The 14,820-nt window shown below is 63.6% G+C and carries 14 protein-coding genes; 5 read left to right on the forward strand and 9 right to left on the reverse strand.

Annotation, left to right across the window (positions count from 1 at the left end):
* The 5 genes from EOA60_RS02780 to EOA60_RS02800 form a co-directional block, all read left to right on the forward strand.
* Positions 1–1,181 (forward strand): GMC family oxidoreductase (locus EOA60_RS02780; RefSeq protein WP_164899170.1); only part of this gene is annotated, 1,181 nt, incomplete at its 5' end.
* Positions 1,178–1,939 (forward strand): 3-ketoacyl-ACP reductase, encoded by a 762-nt coding sequence (locus EOA60_RS02785; RefSeq protein WP_095823432.1) that lies wholly within the window; start codon positions 1,178–1,180, stop codon positions 1,937–1,939. The genes EOA60_RS02780 and EOA60_RS02785, both read left to right, overlap by 4 nt.
* Before the next feature lie 12 nt (positions 1,940–1,951).
* Complete coding sequence (locus EOA60_RS02790; RefSeq protein ID WP_095823433.1) at positions 1,952–3,580, forward strand: choline dehydrogenase; 1,629 nt, start codon at positions 1,952–1,954, stop codon at positions 3,578–3,580.
* 10 nt (positions 3,581–3,590) lie between these two features.
* Positions 3,591–3,908: a Dabb family protein gene (locus EOA60_RS02795; protein WP_127334886.1), complete on the forward strand. Its 318-nt coding sequence runs from the start codon at positions 3,591–3,593 to the stop codon at positions 3,906–3,908.
* Between the two features lie 74 nt (positions 3,909–3,982).
* Complete coding sequence (locus EOA60_RS02800) at positions 3,983–5,236, forward strand: MFS transporter (protein ID WP_082953939.1); 1,254 nt, start codon at positions 3,983–3,985, stop codon at positions 5,234–5,236.
* On the opposite strand, the gene EOA60_RS02805 is transcribed toward EOA60_RS02800, so the two are convergent.
* From EOA60_RS02805 to EOA60_RS02845, 9 genes are all read right to left on the reverse strand, one after another.
* Positions 5,223–6,068 carry an EamA family transporter gene (locus tag EOA60_RS02805; RefSeq protein ID WP_067002559.1) on the reverse strand — a complete coding sequence of 282 codons (846 nt, stop codon included), beginning with the start codon at positions 6,066–6,068 and terminating at the stop codon, positions 5,223–5,225. The two genes, EOA60_RS02800 and EOA60_RS02805, sit on opposite strands and share 14 nt — an antisense overlap.
* A 7-nt stretch (positions 6,069–6,075) precedes the next feature.
* Positions 6,076–6,993, reverse strand: a complete 918-nt coding sequence (locus tag EOA60_RS02810; protein WP_128311048.1) for an endonuclease/exonuclease/phosphatase family protein — start codon at positions 6,991–6,993, stop codon at positions 6,076–6,078.
* Positions 6,994–7,105: 112 nt separating this feature from the next.
* Positions 7,106–8,656: a sodium:proton antiporter gene (locus tag EOA60_RS02815; protein WP_067002561.1), complete on the reverse strand. Its 1,551-nt coding sequence runs from the start codon at positions 8,654–8,656 to the stop codon at positions 7,106–7,108.
* Positions 8,657–8,807: 151 nt separating this feature from the next.
* Positions 8,808–9,872, reverse strand: a complete 1,065-nt coding sequence (locus EOA60_RS02820) for an ABC transporter ATP-binding protein (protein ID WP_095823436.1) — start codon at positions 9,870–9,872, stop codon at positions 8,808–8,810.
* A 27-nt stretch (positions 9,873–9,899) separates the two neighbouring features.
* Entirely contained in the window at positions 9,900–10,691 is a 792-nt protein-coding gene (locus EOA60_RS02825; protein WP_095800497.1) for an ABC transporter permease, read from the reverse strand.
* Complete coding sequence (locus EOA60_RS02830; protein ID WP_176477631.1) at positions 10,688–11,533, reverse strand: ABC transporter permease subunit; 846 nt, start codon at positions 11,531–11,533, stop codon at positions 10,688–10,690. The genes EOA60_RS02825 and EOA60_RS02830 overlap by 4 nt, the downstream gene beginning before the upstream one ends.
* 134 nt (positions 11,534–11,667) lie before the next feature.
* Positions 11,668–12,774, reverse strand: coding sequence for an ABC transporter substrate-binding protein (locus EOA60_RS02835; RefSeq protein ID WP_095823437.1), 1,107 nt, complete (start codon positions 12,772–12,774; stop codon positions 11,668–11,670).
* Between the two features lie 241 nt (positions 12,775–13,015).
* Positions 13,016–14,188, reverse strand: coding sequence for an iron-containing alcohol dehydrogenase (locus tag EOA60_RS02840; RefSeq protein WP_095800500.1), 1,173 nt, complete (start codon positions 14,186–14,188; stop codon positions 13,016–13,018).
* Between the two features lie 16 nt (positions 14,189–14,204).
* The coding region (locus EOA60_RS02845) for an aldehyde dehydrogenase family protein (RefSeq protein ID WP_128311049.1) at positions 14,205–14,820 on the reverse strand (616 nt) is incomplete at its 5' end.

Below are 14,820 nucleotides of genomic sequence, written 5' to 3' on the forward strand. Positions count from 1 at the left end.
CGACCTGGCCGTTTTCCTATGAGAAGTTCGAACCCTGGTATTCGAAGGCCGAGCAGCTTTTCCGCGTGCGCGGCGCGCTCGGCGAGGATCCGACCGAGCCGTTCCATTCGATTCCTTATGCCTTCAAGCCGGTGCCCGACGAACCTTCGATCGCGCGTGCTCGCGCCGAGCTCAAAGGCCTAGGCCTGCATCCTGCCTCGCTGCCGCTCGGCGTCGACATCGAAGCCTGGCTGAAGGAGGGCAAGACCGGCTGGGATGCTTTTCCGAACACCGGGCAAGGCAAGGTCGACGCCCAGACCGGGCCTCTGGCGGCGGCGCTCAATGACAAGAACATCAAGCTCGAAACCGGCGCCCATGTCGACTGGCTCGAGGCCTCGCCGGACGGCAAATCGATTGCCGCCATTCATTACACGCAGAACGGCGCGCAAAGGACGCTCTCGCCGAAGCTGGTCATCCTATCGGCCGGCGCGATCAACTCCGCCGTCATCCTGCTGCGCTCGCCCTCGACAAACGGCAAAGGCCTCGCCAACAGTTCCGACCAGGTCGGCCGCAATTTCATGAACCACAATTCGAGCGCGATGCTGGCGATCGACCCGCGCCGCCGCAACGACGCCGTCTACCAGAAGACGCTGATGCTCAACGACTATTATCTGTCGGGCGGCAAGGGCGGCAAGCCGCTGGGCAATGTGCAACTGCTCGGCAAGATCGACGGCAACATGCTGCGGGCCAATGTGAAGCTGGCGCCAAGATTCGCGCTCGATTTCATGGCCGGCCACGCCGTCGACTGGTACCTGATGTGCGAGGACCTGCCCGATCCTGAAAGCCGCATCCTGGTCGACGGCAAGGAGATCGTCATGCAGTGGCGGCGCTCCAACATGCAGTCGCTGGAAGGCCTGACCACGGTGATGCGCGAAAACTTCCGCGCCTGCGGTTACCCGATCGTGCTGTCGCGCCCGTTCGACAAGCGCACGCCCTCGCACCAGTGCGGCACCGCGCGGATGGGCAACGACCCCGCGACGGCGCCACTCGATACGTTCTGTCGTGCTTACGACCATAAGAACCTGTTCGTCGTGGACGCCGGCTTCCTGCCGACCTCGGCGGCGGTCAATCCGGCGCTGTCGATCGCAGCCCAGGCGCTGCGCGTGGCAGACCATATCCGCAAGACGGAGCTCGCGGCATGACCCGCCCGGCAGCCATCGTCACCGGCGGCGCGCGCGGCATCGGCCTTGCCTGCGCCGAGGCGCTGGCCGATGCCGGCTTCGATATTCTTGTTGCCGACCTTGCGGACAAGCCGGCCGATGGACTTGCCGAAAGCATCGCCGCGCGCAGCGCGAAATTCGCCTATGCCAGCTGTGACATCGCTGATCTCGCTGGCCATCCAAAACTGGTCGCGGCGGCGGTGGACGCCTTCGGCAGCATCGATTGCCTCGTCAACAACGCCGGCATAGGCGCCGTCGTGCGTGGCGACCTTCTGGAATTGAAGCCTGACAATTTCGACCACGCGCTAAATATCAATCTGCGCGGCACGGTGTTCCTCAGCCAGGCCGTCGCCAAGGCGATGCTGGCGACACCCGCCAGCTTTGCGAGGTCGATCGTCACCATCACCTCGGTCAGCGCGACAATGGCCTCGCCGGAGCGCGCCGACTACTGCATCTCAAAGGCAGGGCTTTCGATGTGGGTGAAGAACCTGGCGCTGCGGCTCGCCGCGGAAAACATCGGGGTGTTCGAGGTGCGGCCGGGCATCATCCGCACCGACATGACGGCAGGCGTATCCGCCAAATATGACGCACTGATAGAAGGCGGGTTGGTGCCGGCCAACCGCTGGGGCGAGGGCGCCGATATCGGCGCTGTGGTGGCCGCACTTGCCAGCGGAAAATTCGGCTTTGCAACCGGATCGGTCATCGATGTCGACGGCGCGCTCTCCGTGCCTCGTCTGTGAGTGAGTGGAACCATGGCTGACTACATCATCGTTGGCGCCGGACCGGCCGGTTGCGTGCTGGCCAACCGACTGAGCGAGGAGCCGACCAATTCGGTGCTGCTGCTCGAAGCCGGCGGGAAGGATTGGCACCCGCTGATCCACATGCCGGCAGGCTTCGCCAAGATGACCAAGGGCATCGCTTCCTGGGGCTGGTCGACGGTGCCGCAGAAGCACATGAAGGACCGCGTCTTCTGGTACACCCAAGCCAAGGTTGTCGGCGGCGGCTCGTCGATCAACGCCCAGATCTACACGCGCGGCAACGCCCGCGACTATGACGCCTGGGAGAAGGAAGAGGGCTTGGCCGGCTGGGGCTATCGCGATGTGCTGCCCTATTTCAAGCGCGCCGAGAACAACCAGCGCTTCGCCAACGATTATCACGGCGACCAGGGGCCGCTCGGCGTTTCCAACCCGATCTCGCCGCTGCCGATCTGCGAGGCCTATTTCCGCGCCGGCCAGGAGATGGGAATCCCCTTCAATCCGGATTTCAACGGCGCCAGCCAGGAAGGCGTCGGCTATTACCAGCTCACCCAGAAGGACGCGCGGCGCTCCTCCGCCTCGGTCGCCTATCTGAAGCCTATCCGCGCCCGCAAGAACCTGACGGTCAGGACCGATGTACTCGTCACCCGCGTCGTCGTCGAGAAAGGCCGCGCCATCGGCGTCGAGATCGTCGACAAGCCGGGCGGAGAGAAGACGATCCTGCGCGCGGAACGCGAGGTGATCATCTCCTCCGGCGCCATCGGCTCGCCAAAGCTCTTGATGCAATCCGGCATTGGCCCGGCCGATCATCTGAAGTCGGTCGGCGTCACGCCGGTCCACGACCTGCCCGGCGTCGGCTCCAACATGCAGGACCATCTCGACCTGTTCGTGATCGCCGAATGCACCGGCGACCACACCTATGACAACTATGCTAAGCTGCACCGCACGATGTGGGCCGGCCTGCAATACGTGCTTTTGAAGAAGGGCCCTGTCGCATCCAGCCTGTTCGAGACCGGCGGCTTCTGGTACGCCGATCCGACCGCCGCCTCGCCCGACATCCAGTTCCATCTCGGTCTCGGCTCCGGCATCGAGGCTGGGGTCGAGAAGCTGAACAATCCCGGCGTGACGCTGAACTCCGCCTTCCTGCGCCCGCGCTCGCGCGGCACCGTGCGATTGAAGAGCGCCGATCCCGCCGATCATCCGCTGATCGACCCGAACTACTGGTCCGATTCCTACGATCGCGACATGTCGATCAAGGGACTGCGGCTGGCGCGGGAGATCATGCGGCAGAAGGCGCTGCAGCCTTTTGTGCTGCGCGAGGTGCTGCCCGGCCCTGCGCTGCAAAGCGACGCCGACCTCTTCGACTATGCCTGCCGCGCGTCCAAGACCGATCACCATCCCGTCGGCACCTGCCGCATGGGACATGATGCGATGGCTGTGGTGACGCCCGATCTCAGGCTGCGCGGCATCGACGGCCTGCGGGTCTGCGACGCGTCGGTGATGCCGCGTGTCCCCTCCTCCAACACCAATGCGCCGACCATCATGGTCGGCGAGAAGGGCGCCGATCTGATCCTCGGACGCGAGCCGCTGCCGCCGGCCGTGTTCAAGGGCAATAAGGCGGCTTGAGGGAAGAACAATGATCCGCCACTGCGTCTTTGTCCGCTTCGGCGACGGCAGCTCCGCCGCCGAGCGCGCCGCGATTCACGCCGATCTCGAAGCGCTGCGCCCGGCCATCGACGGCATGGGCAAGGTTCATTTCAGCGCCAATGTCAGCCCGGAGCCGTTCGCGCGCGGTTTCGGCCATGGCTTTACCATCGATTTCCGCGATGCTGCCGCCCGCGACCCCTATTTGGCGCACGAGGCGCATCAGCGCGCCGGCGCTCGCCTGGTAGCGGCGCTCGAAGGGGGCACCGACGGGGTGATGGTCCTCGACTTGGAGTTTACGGAAATGTGACCGCCGGTTGATCGGAAACCGGCAAATAACCCGTTCTCTTTTGCACTGCATGGAACATATCGTTCCTTTCGCGGATGCAAAGGAGCAGCGATTTGAGTCTCACCTCGGAGCAGAAGAAAACCGTACTCGCATCTTTCCTGGGCTGGACGCTCGACGCTTTTGATTTCTTCCTTCTGACATTCCTGCTCACAGATATCGCCGCTGAATTCCACACCGATGTCCCGGCGGTCTCCAAGGCGCTGTTCCTGACCTTGGCCACGCGATTCATCGGCGCGTTCTTGTTCGGCATGCTTGCCGACAGATATGGGCGCAAACCGCTGCTGATGCTCAACATCGTCAGCTACTCGGTGATCGGGGCGCTGGCGGCCTTCTCGCCCAATCTCGGCATATTCCTGGCCCTTCGGGCGCTGTTCGGCATCGCGATGGGCGGCGAGTGGGGCCTTGGCAGCTCGCTCGCCATGGAATCCATTCCGCCCAGCGCCCGCGGCATGGTTTCGGGCATCCTGCAATGCGGCTATCCGGCGGGATATCTGCTGGCGGCAGTTGTCTATGGGCTGCTCTACGGCCAGAAGATCGGCGATTTCACCTTCGGCTGGCGCGCCATGTTCCTGCTGAGCTTCGTACCGGCGCTGATCGTGCTCTTCATCCGCTCGCACGTGCCGGAATCGCCCGCCTTCGTCTCAGGCCGGGCGCAGGCGCGGCCGGGTCTTCTCGTAACGCTGCAGAAGCACTGGGGCATCGCGCTCTATGCCGTGGTGCTGATGATGTTCTTCAACTTCTTCAGCCATGGCACGCAGGACCTCTACCCGACCTTCCTGAAGAAGCAGCACGGCTTCGATCCGCACACGGTGAGCTGGATCACCATCGTCGCCAATATCGGCGCCATTGTCGGCGGCTTGGCGTTCGGCGCGCTGTCGGAGAAGATCGGGCGCATAAACGCCATCACGCTCGCCTGCGTCATTGCCCTGCCGGCTATTCCGCTCTGGGCCTATACGACGACGCCCTTCATGCTGGCGCTCGGCGCCTTCATCATGCAGGTGGCGGTGCAAGGCGCCTGGGGCGTCATTCCGGTGCATCTCAACGAGCTATCGCCGGGCTCCGTGCGGGCGACCTTGCCTGGCTTCATCTACCAGGCCGGCAATCTGGCGGCCTCCTATGGCGGCCCGTATCAGGCCGGCATCGCCGAAGCGCGGGGAGGCAGCTATGGCTATGCGCTGGCATTGTTTGCCGGCGTGGTCGCCGTCTGCATCATCGTCGTGATCCGCTTCAGCCCCGAGAAGCGTGGCGAGGTCATGACCGTGATCGACCGGGAAGTCAGCCCAGTCTGAGCGCGACCACGCCCGCGACGATGCCCAGCGCCGCGGCGGCGCGCCATGCCGTCATCTTCTCGCCCAGCGCAAGCACCGAGATCAGCATGGCGAACAGGATCGAGGTCTCGCGCAGCGACGCCACCGAGGCGATCGGCGCCTTGGTCATCGCCCACATCACGATCCAGTAGGCGGCGCCGCTGAGCACGCCGGTGAAGAGGCCTGCCTTCCAGTCCCGCGCCAGCAGGGGCAGCGACTGTGGCCCGCGAAAGGCGATGCACAGCACCAGCGCCCAGAGCGCATCGCAGACGAACAGCCAGGCCGCATAGCTTTGCGCGGTTGCCGCCAGCCGCGCGCCGCTGCCGTCCGACAGCGTGTAGCTGGCAATGAAGATCGATGTGCCGAGCGCGAAGCTGACGGCGCGCAGATTGAACCGTTCAAGATGCACACCGCCGCGAAACGACATGACCAGCGTGCCTGCCGACAGAAGCACGATGCCGAAGATGGAGAGTGGCGCCGGTATCTCTCCGAGCAGAACGATGCCGCCGAGCGCGGAGAGCAGCGGCGCGGTACCGCGCGCCAGCGGATAGGTCTGAGCGAAATCGCCGGCCTTGTAAGCGCCGATCAGAAACGTCCGGTAGCCCATATGGAAGAAGACCGAGGCGAGGATGAATGGCCAGACCTCGGCTTTCGGCACTTCAACGAAAGGCAGCGCCAGCAGCGCCGCAGCCCCCATGCCGAGCGTCATCAAGGTGATCGACAGGAAGCGGTCGAGGTGCACCTTGACCAGCGCGTTCCAGATCGCGTGCATGGCGGCCGCCGACAGCACCGCGAGGAAGACGAAAAGCGTCATGCCCGCCTCACCCGCCTGCAAGCCTAGCGGCGATGCCTGGGGTTTCCAGATCGATATCGACCCTGAGCGGGAAATGGTCGGAGGCCACTTCGCCGATATCGGCGCTCACGGAACGCACCCGCCCGGCCAGCACGCCGCCAACGAAGCAATGATCGAGCCGGCGTTTCGCCAGCTTGCCCTCGATGATCTTTTCATGCGTGTGGAAGTCCGCCACCGGCTTGGCGGCGACGGCTGCGGCATCGACGAACCCGTCGATATAGACGGCGCCGCGATGAGAGGGCGTGCTGCCGACGATGCGCCGGTATTCCGCACTTCCCGGCTCCATGTTGAAATCGCCGAGCCAGATCGCCGCCAGCGGGTTTTCCGGCTCCGGCTCGCCATTCGCCCAGTTGCGCTGCGGCTCGTCATCGGCGCCGCTCCAGGGACCGCCATCGGACGGCGCGCGGCGCTGTTCGGCGAGCAGATAGTCGATCTGCTCCAGCCGCTCTTCGGCCGCGATATGGGCAAGATGCAGCGAGAAGACCCGCACGGATCCCGCCGGCGTCCGGATCATGCACTCCAGTGCGGCGGTGCGCGTGTTGAGGGGCTTGAGCGTGCGGCGCAGCGGCAGCGCATGCAGCCGCGACCAGACGATCGGCAGCTTCGACAGAAGCATCGTGCCGAACTGCCTGCGGCGGTTGACGATGCGCCCATCACGCTTTTCGCTGGCGTCCATGTCGAAGGCCGGACCGTAGACCCAGTGATAGTCGGGCAGCAGCCTGGACAGGATTTTCGGCTGGTCGTCGCCGTTGCTGCGCTGCCAGTGCCGCTCCACTTCCTGCAGGGCGATGATGTCGGCACCGTCGACGAGGCGCGTGGCGCGCGCCAGATCGTAGCGGCCGTCGCTGCCGTAGCCGTACTGGATGTTGTAGCTGACCAGCTTCATCGATTAACCGGCTGAATATCCGGCCACGGCACTAGCGCCTCGGCCATCGCGTTGCAATGGACGCCATCGACATGCGGAATGGTCCAGTCATGACCGCCGACCCCGGCATCGTCTAGGTCGTGAGCGACTGGAACCGCCCCGCCGGCGATGCTGCCAGCTCGGACCAGTCGATTTCTTCTTCCAGACGGTGATAGGCTTCGTCGCCGATCGTACCGTCGCGGCGCAATTCTTCGAGCCTATCGCGCTGCCGCTTGATGGCATAGAGGCGCAGCCGGTCGTATTCGGTGGCCGCCTGCGCATCCTCAGGATTCTCGGCGATCTTTCGTTGGGCCTCGTACTGCTCGCGCACGACGTCCGCAGCGGCAGACGTCTTGCGGCTCAGGACGTCGAGCGCGGCTTCCATGATGGCAACGCGTGCCTGCGCCACTTCGCGATCTATCGTCGTATCCTCTTCGAAATTGAGCCAGCGCAGCAGCGGCTTCAAGCTCATGCCTTGCAGCACCAGCGTGCCGAGCACGACCGCGAAGGCGGCAAGCACGATCGGGTCCCGGCCAGGGAAATTGGCCGGCAGTGCAATGGCCACCACCAGGCTCACCAGCCCACGCATGCCGCACCAGCCGACAAGCAAGGCGCCCCCGAATGTCGGCGCATCCCGCCTTTGCTCTTTGCTGTCGAAGCGGGCGAACCGCCGTATGATCGCGACGTAGCCAAACACCCAGACGAGGCGTGCCACGATGACAACGGCCAGCACCGTTGCGGCGAAGACAAATTCATCGCCCTGCCCATCGCCGGAGAGCCTGCCGACGATCGACCGGGCCTGCAGGCCCATCAGCACGAAAGCCAGCACATTGAGCACGAACACTGCCGACTCCCAGACCGAGTAGGTGCTGACGCGGCGTCTGGCCGACATCTGGCGTGGCGCGGTGCGCGCGATGGTGATGGCATAGACGACGATGGTGATGATGGCGGAAAGGCCGATCCTGTCGGCGATGATCCAGACGGCAAAGGTTCCGGCAAACTGCACCACGGTGCTGCTTGCCGCATCCTCGATGCGCGTCAGCGTCAGCAGCGAGAGGCGGCCGAACAGATAGCCGGCGGCGACGCTGCCGACCGTCGACAGAAGGATCACCGGCACCGCATCGCTCAGCATGACCGAGCCGACCGCGGCCGAAACGGCGATGCGGTAGATCAGAAGCGCCGTGGCGTCGTTGAGCAGGCTCTCCCCTTGCAGGATGGCGTTGAGGCGGTGCGGCACCTTGAACTGGCCAAGCACGGCGCTCGCCGCCACGGCGTCCGGCGGCGCGACGATGGCGCCGAGCGCGATCGCCGCCGCGATCGGCAGACCGGCCATCTTCCAGCCGACGAAGGCGACGACCACGGTGGTGAAGACGACCGCGCCCAATGCCAGCAGCACCAGCGACAGCCGGTAGCGCTTCAGGTCGCGCAGCGACGTATCATAGGCGGCATCGAGAAGCACCGGCGCGATGAACAGGGCAAGCGCCAGTTCCGGATCGATCTCGATGGTCGGCGCACCTGGCAGAAAGGCGATCCCCACTCCGGCCAAGGCCAGCAGGGAGGGATAAGGTATCCCCAGCCATCGCGACAACGCCGTCAGCCCGACGGCGATCAGAAGCAGGATGAGGGTGAGCTCGAAAAGCGCCATGGCTCATCGTAGCGATGGAACCAGGCCTTTGGCACTGCAAAAAGCGATGGTGAATGGTGAATGGTGAACGGGCATCATCAGAGAGAATTCGAGCACGTAACGTGCTCTCTTCGCCGACTACCATTCACTTATTCACTATTCACTGTGCACCCTAGTGCAGCACCAGCATGTCGCCCGACGAGAAAGAGATGTCCGCCTTCTCGCCGACGACAGGCGGCGGCGTCGCCGAGTTGTTGAAGGTGTCGAGCGATACCGTGTTGCCGCCGATGCCGACGCGCACCCGGATGACCGAGCCGAGGAAATGCACTTCGGCGATCTCGCCCGAAAGGCTGGTGTCGTGGCCGGGCTGGCGTCCGAGCGAAATCGCTTCGGGCCGCAGCGCCAGCGACAGCGTGTCGCCGGACTTCGACCCGTTGAGCTTGCCCTTCAGCGAGACTTCCTGCGTGTTGACCCGCACCTTGCCGGACGCGGCATCGGTGACCTTGCCTTCCAGCACGTTGAGCGTGCCGACGAAATTGGCAACGAACTTGGTCGCCGGCCGGTTGTAGATCTCGAACGGCGTGCCGACCTGTTCGGCCTTGCCGCCATACATGACCGCGATGCGGTCGGAGATCGACAGCGCCTCTTCCTGGTCATGCGTCACGAAGATGGTGGTTATGCCGAGCTTCTTCTGGATCGAGCGGATTTCCTCTCGCAGCGAAATGCGCACTTTGGCGTCCAGCGCCGACAGCGGCTCGTCGAGCAGCAAAAGCTTCGGCTTCGGCGCAATGGCGCGCGCCAGCGCGATGCGCTGCTGCTGGCCGCCGGAGAGCTGGTAGGGATAGCGGTCGGCCATCTGCGGCAGCCTGATGATGTTGAGCATCTCCGCGACACGGGAATCGATGGCCGCCCTGGGCATGCCCGCCACCTTCAGTCCGAACCCGATATTCTGCGCCACAGTGAGGTTGGGAAACAGCGCATAGGCCTGGAACACCATGCCGATATTGCGCTGGTTGGGCTTCAGCCTGGTGATGTCCTTGCCGCTAACCACGATCTTGCCGGCCGAGGGCTCCTCGAAGCCGGCCACCATGCGCAACACCGTCGTCTTGCCGCAGCCGGACGGACCGAGGAAGGAGACGAATTCGCCCGGCGCGACATCGAGGTTGAAATCCTCGACCACGGTTGTGGCGCCGAAGGACTTTCGCACATGCTGGATGGAGAGGAACGGCTCGGCCATGGCTTTTTCTTTCGGTCGGTACTTCGCTCAATTGGGGCGGTTCGCTGATTTCGGCGCGAAACGGGACAAGATCTGGATCAGCGACATGCAGCCCCAGGTTATGACGAACGCGATGATCGACAGCGCCGCCGGCTCATAGGCGCGGTTGGCCACAAGATTCTGCAAATACGGGCCGAATGCCGGCCGGTTGAGCAGGCTGGCCATGGTGAATTCGCCGATCACGATGGCGAAGGTCAGGAATGCGCCCGAAAGCACCGCGATCAGCACATTGGGCAGGATCACGCGGCTGATGATCGTGCCCCAGCCGGCGCCCAGGATCTGCGCTGCTTCCGTCAACGTGCGCACGTCGATGGTGCGAAGCCCGGTGTCGACGGCGCGGTACATGTATGGCAGTGCAAGCGTTGCATAGCCGATGACCAGCAGAGCATTCGCGCCTGGATTGGTTGCCAGGAACGGCAGCGGCGAATTCGACCCATACATCCTGATATAGCCGAAGACGATGACGATGGCCGGGATCACCAGCGGCAGCAGCGTGATGAACTCGACGATCGGCCTGATCTGCGGCATGCGAAGGCGGATCCAGTAGGCCGTAGGCACGACGATCAGCACGCCGAGGAGAATGGTGAAGATGGCGACGACCGCCGAAAACATGAAGGTCGCCTGGAACTGGCTGTCGCCGAGCACGACCTTGTAGGCGTCCAGGGAATAGACGCCGCGGCGCATGCGCAGCGAGAACTCGATCGTCGCGATCAGCGGGATGAAGAAATACGCCGCGCCGAGGACAAAGACGACCCAGGCCCAGAACCTGCCGGATTTCATTTCAGCCACCTCTCCGAGCGCGTCCGGAACCAGATGTAGAAGATGTTGGCAAGCCCGGTGATGACGATCATGCCGAAGGCGATCGCGTAACCGAGATGGGCATTGTGCAGCACGTCGCCGCGGATCTGGGCGTAGAGCAGGATCGGCACGATGTTGAGCGAGGACCCGGTCAGCGCATAGGCGGTGGCGATCGCCCCGAAGGCATTGGCGAAGAGCAGGATCACGGTGCCGAGGAAGCTTGGCCACAGCACGGGGATTACCACCAAGCGCCAGTATTGCGCCTGAGTGGCGCCGAGCGTGGCGGCGGCTTCGCCCCATTCCCTTTTTAGTCCGTCGATCGCCGGCACGATGATGACCACCATCAGCGGGATCTGGAAATAGACATAGGTGATCGTCAGACCCCAGAACGACAGCAGGTTGAAGCCATGCGCATAGATGTTGAACCCAACCAGCGTGTTGAGAAGCACGGTGACGAGGCCCAGCCGGCCTAGGGTCGCGATGAAGGCGAAAGCCAGCGGCACTCCGGCGAAATTGGACGCGACACCGGAAAACGTCAGCGTCCCCGACCGTATCCAGTTGGGCAGGCCTCCGCGCACGATGGCGATGGCGATGGCAAGACCGGCGAAGGCGCCGATCAGCGATGACGCCAGGCTGACCTTTATCGAAATCCAGTAGGCGGCAACGATGTTGGCCGAAAAAAGCGCGACGATGTTGGCGAAGGTGAACTCGCCCGCCTCGTTCTGGAAGGCGCCCAGCATCAAGTAGAGCGTGGGCAGGATCAGGAACATGACGGCGAAGACGAAGAACGGCGTTACGCCAAGCCATTGCGTCGGCAGCCGCATTGCGCGCGCTTCGCCGGGGGGCGCGGCCTTGCCCGCAATTGCCTGATTGGAAACCGAGAGATCGGTCATGCGCCGGCTACCGTTTTTGGGAAGGAGTCCGGGCGGCCATCGGGCCGCCCGGACCATATTGATCCTTACTTCACATTTGCGCCGACAACGGCGTCCCAGTTCTTGGTGATGGCTTCTTTCGCCTTGCCCTGTTCATCGAGCGTCGGAAACACCGCGGCCGCATAGGACTCGGCCGGAGGCATCTTCGCCAGCATATCCGCCGGAACCTTGCCGTTCTTGGCGAGATCGTTGAAGCGGATCGGGTGGCAATAGCCCTTCAGCCAGCCGATCTGGCCTTCGTCGGAGTAGAGATATTCCAGCCAAAGCTTGGCCGCATTCGGATGCGGCGCGTAAGCGCTGATCGCCTGCACGTAAACGCCGGCGACAACGCCGGTCTTCGGCACAATGACGTCAACGGGGGGATTGCCCTTCAGCGTGTCGCGACCGGAGAGCGCGTTGTAGTCCCAGGTGACGAGGATCGGCGTCTGGCCCTGGGCGAGCGTCGCGGTTTTGCCGATGACCGGCAAGAAGTTGCCGGCGGCATTGAGCTTCTTGAAAAATTCGAGCCCGGCAGTGCCTGCGGCTTCGCCAGCGGCAGCGCCGCTGGCAAGGCCGGCGGCGTAGACGGCCTGGATAGCCTGGTTCGAAGCGCGCGGATCGCCGGCAAGGGCAACCGAGTTGGCGAATTCAGGCTTCAGCAGGTCGGCCCAGTCGGTCGGCGATTCCTTGACCAGATCCTTGTTCACCTGGAACGAGAGCACGCCATAATAGTCGCCTGTCCAGTAGCCGTCAGCGTCCTTGGCGCTGTCCGGAATAGAATCCCAGGTCGAGACTTTATAAGGCTGGATCAGGCCGTCCTTCTTGGCGGACGGACCGAAGGACAGGCCGACGTCGATGACGTCAGGTGCCTGCGGGCCCTTGTTGTCCTTGTTCGCTTTGATCGCCTCGATCTCATCGCCGGACCCTGCATCCGGGTTGAGCTCGTTGACGGTGATCTCCGGATACTTCGCCTTGAAGCCGGCGATGACGTCGCCGTAGCCGCACCAGTCGTGCGGCAGCGCGATGGTGGTGAGCTGGCCCTCGGCTTTCGCCGCCTTGACGAGATCGTCCATCGCGTCGGCGGACGAAATCACCGTCGACGCAAACAGCGCCGCGGCCGAAAGGGAAAGTACTTTCCCCGTGAATTTGAACATGTGTTCTCTCCGTTGAACTGACGCCATTGGACGCCTGCGATGCGGTATCGTTTTCGTGTGACAGCCAGATGAAAGCTTTGTGAAAGCGGCACCCCGCAACACGAAAAAGTAAACTCTCTTTAACCGGCTGTAGCAATCGCTTCGCGATTCTTTTTCCGGCTAATTATTCTCCTCCTTGCATTCCGCCCGTTGCCCTTTCCTTTCCCCTCGTTTCCAGATCAACTTTCCGCTGCAAATTGGTTTACACAGACCCTACGATGGCATTTTCGAGCAGAGCAAGCGCCCCTTTCTTGGTGAGCTTGACCGGATTGCCGCCGGCGGTCGGATCGACCACCGCCATGTCGGCGATCAGTGTCTTGCGGTTCTTGTCCATGTCGAGGTCCTTGATCAGGCCGGGCAGCGCATGCGGCACCTTGAGCTCCTTGCGCAATTTGATGACGGCTTTTGCGAAGCCATCGAAGCCGCCCTTGATGCCGCAATAGGCGGCGAGCCGCGCGATGCGATCCTCGATCGCATCGCGGTTGAAGGCGAGGACATAGGGCATGAACACCGCATTGGTCATGCCGTGATGGGTGTCGTAGAGCGCGCCGATCGGATGCGACAGAGAGTGGATGGCGCCCAGCCCTTTCTGGAAGGCGGCCGCGCCCATCGCGGCCGCGCTCATCATATTCGCGCGGGCGACCAGATCCTTGCCGTTGGCGAAGGCCTTGGGCAGGTTTTCGAACACCAGCCGGATGCCTTCCACGGCGATGCCGTCTGCCATCGGATGATAGCCCGGCGCGCAATAGGCTTCGAGGCAGTGGGCGAGCGCGTCCATGCCGGTGCCGGCCGTGATGAAGGGCGGCATGCCGACCGACAGCTCCGGATCGGCAATCACGATCGCTGGCAAAAGCTTCGGGTGGAAAATGACTTTCTTGGTGTGGGTCTCTTCATTGGTGATGACGCCGGCGCGGCCGACCTCGGAACCGGTGCCCGCCGTGGTCGGCACCGCGATGATCGGCGCGATCGCATCCGAGTTGGCGCGCGTCCACCAGTCGCCGATGTCCTCGAAATCCCATACCGGACGCGTCTGCCCGGCTTGGAAGGCGATCAGCTTGCCGAGGTCGAGCGCCGAGCCGCCGCCGAAAGCGACGACCCCGTCATGCTTGCCTTTCTTGAACACGGCGATGCCGGCGATCAGGTTGGACTCGACCGGGTTCGGCTTCACCTCGGAAAAGACGCCATAAGGCACATTGGCATCGTCGAGGATCTTCAGTGTCGAAGCGACGACGGGCAGCTTCGCCAGGCCCGGGTCGGTCACGAAAAGCGGGCGCTTGATGCCTGCCGCAGCCAGCGCGTCCGGCAGTTCCTTGATGCGCCCCGCGCCGAAGCGGACGGTGGTGGGGTAGTTCCATTTGGAGGTGAGCTTGGACATGGATTGTCTTTCGAATTCAGATCGCTTCGCGCAGGTGATAGGATTTCGGCCGGGTCAGGTTGTCGTAGCCGATGGCGGACAGCGCCGCGCCCTTGCCGGTGTCCTTGACGCCGGTCCAGACCAGCGCCGGATCGAGATAGTCGCAGCGGTTCATGAACACGGTGCCTGTCTGGACCCGGTCGCCGATCGCCACGGCGCGCTCGGTGTCGCGCGTCCAGATCGAGGCCGTCAGCCCATAGGGGCTGTCGTTCATCAGCGCGATGGCTTCCTCGTCGTCGCGCACCTTCATGATGCCGACGATCGGGCCGAAGCTTTCCTCGCGCATGACGCTCATCTGGTGGTCGACACCGGTCAGCACTTCCGGCGCCAGATAGGGCGAGCCCGGCCTGTCGTTTTCCACCTTCATGGCGATATGCGCCTTGGCGCCCTTGCGCAGCGCCTCTGCCTTCTGCTCGCGGATCAGGTCGGCGAAGCGTGCCTGCGCCATCGGACCCATGGTCGTCGCCTGCTCCAGCGGATTGCCGACGACATAGTTCCTGGTCTCGGCGACAAAACCTTCGACGAACTCGTCATAGACCTTTTCGTGCACATAGACGCGCTCGATGCCGCAGCAGCATTGGCCGGAATTGTAG

The sequence above is a fragment of the Mesorhizobium sp. M1A.F.Ca.IN.020.06.1.1 genome, from assembly GCF_004023265.1.
Taxonomy (GTDB): domain Bacteria; phylum Pseudomonadota; class Alphaproteobacteria; order Rhizobiales; family Rhizobiaceae; genus Mesorhizobium.

Excerpts from the sequence above, each read along its gene's own strand:
- EOA60_RS02840 (WP_095800500.1), bottom strand. The coding sequence starts at position 14,188 with ATGTCCAAGCTCACCTCCAAATGGAACTACCCCACCACCGTCCGCTTC.
- EOA60_RS02830 (WP_176477631.1), bottom strand. The coding sequence starts at position 11,533 with ATGCGGCTGCCGACGCAATGGCTTGGCGTAACGCCGTTCTTCGTCTTC.
- EOA60_RS02835 (WP_095823437.1), bottom strand. The coding sequence starts at position 12,774 with ATGTTCAAATTCACGGGGAAAGTACTTTCCCTTTCGGCCGCGGCGCTG.
- EOA60_RS02785 (WP_095823432.1), top strand. The coding sequence starts at position 1,178 with ATGACCCGCCCGGCAGCCATCGTCACCGGCGGCGCGCGCGGCATCGGC.
- EOA60_RS02800 (WP_082953939.1), top strand. The coding sequence starts at position 3,983 with ATGCAAAGGAGCAGCGATTTGAGTCTCACCTCGGAGCAGAAGAAAACC.
- EOA60_RS02795 (WP_127334886.1), top strand. The coding sequence starts at position 3,591 with ATGATCCGCCACTGCGTCTTTGTCCGCTTCGGCGACGGCAGCTCCGCC.
- EOA60_RS02805 (WP_067002559.1), bottom strand. The coding sequence starts at position 6,068 with ATGACGCTTTTCGTCTTCCTCGCGGTGCTGTCGGCGGCCGCCATGCAC.
- EOA60_RS02815 (WP_067002561.1), bottom strand. The coding sequence starts at position 8,656 with ATGGCGCTTTTCGAGCTCACCCTCATCCTGCTTCTGATCGCCGTCGGG.
- EOA60_RS02810 (WP_128311048.1), bottom strand. The coding sequence starts at position 6,993 with ATGAAGCTGGTCAGCTACAACATCCAGTACGGCTACGGCAGCGACGGC.
- EOA60_RS02825 (WP_095800497.1), bottom strand. The coding sequence starts at position 10,691 with ATGAAATCCGGCAGGTTCTGGGCCTGGGTCGTCTTTGTCCTCGGCGCG.
- EOA60_RS02790 (WP_095823433.1), top strand. The coding sequence starts at position 1,952 with ATGGCTGACTACATCATCGTTGGCGCCGGACCGGCCGGTTGCGTGCTG.
- EOA60_RS02820 (WP_095823436.1), bottom strand. The coding sequence starts at position 9,872 with ATGGCCGAGCCGTTCCTCTCCATCCAGCATGTGCGAAAGTCCTTCGGC.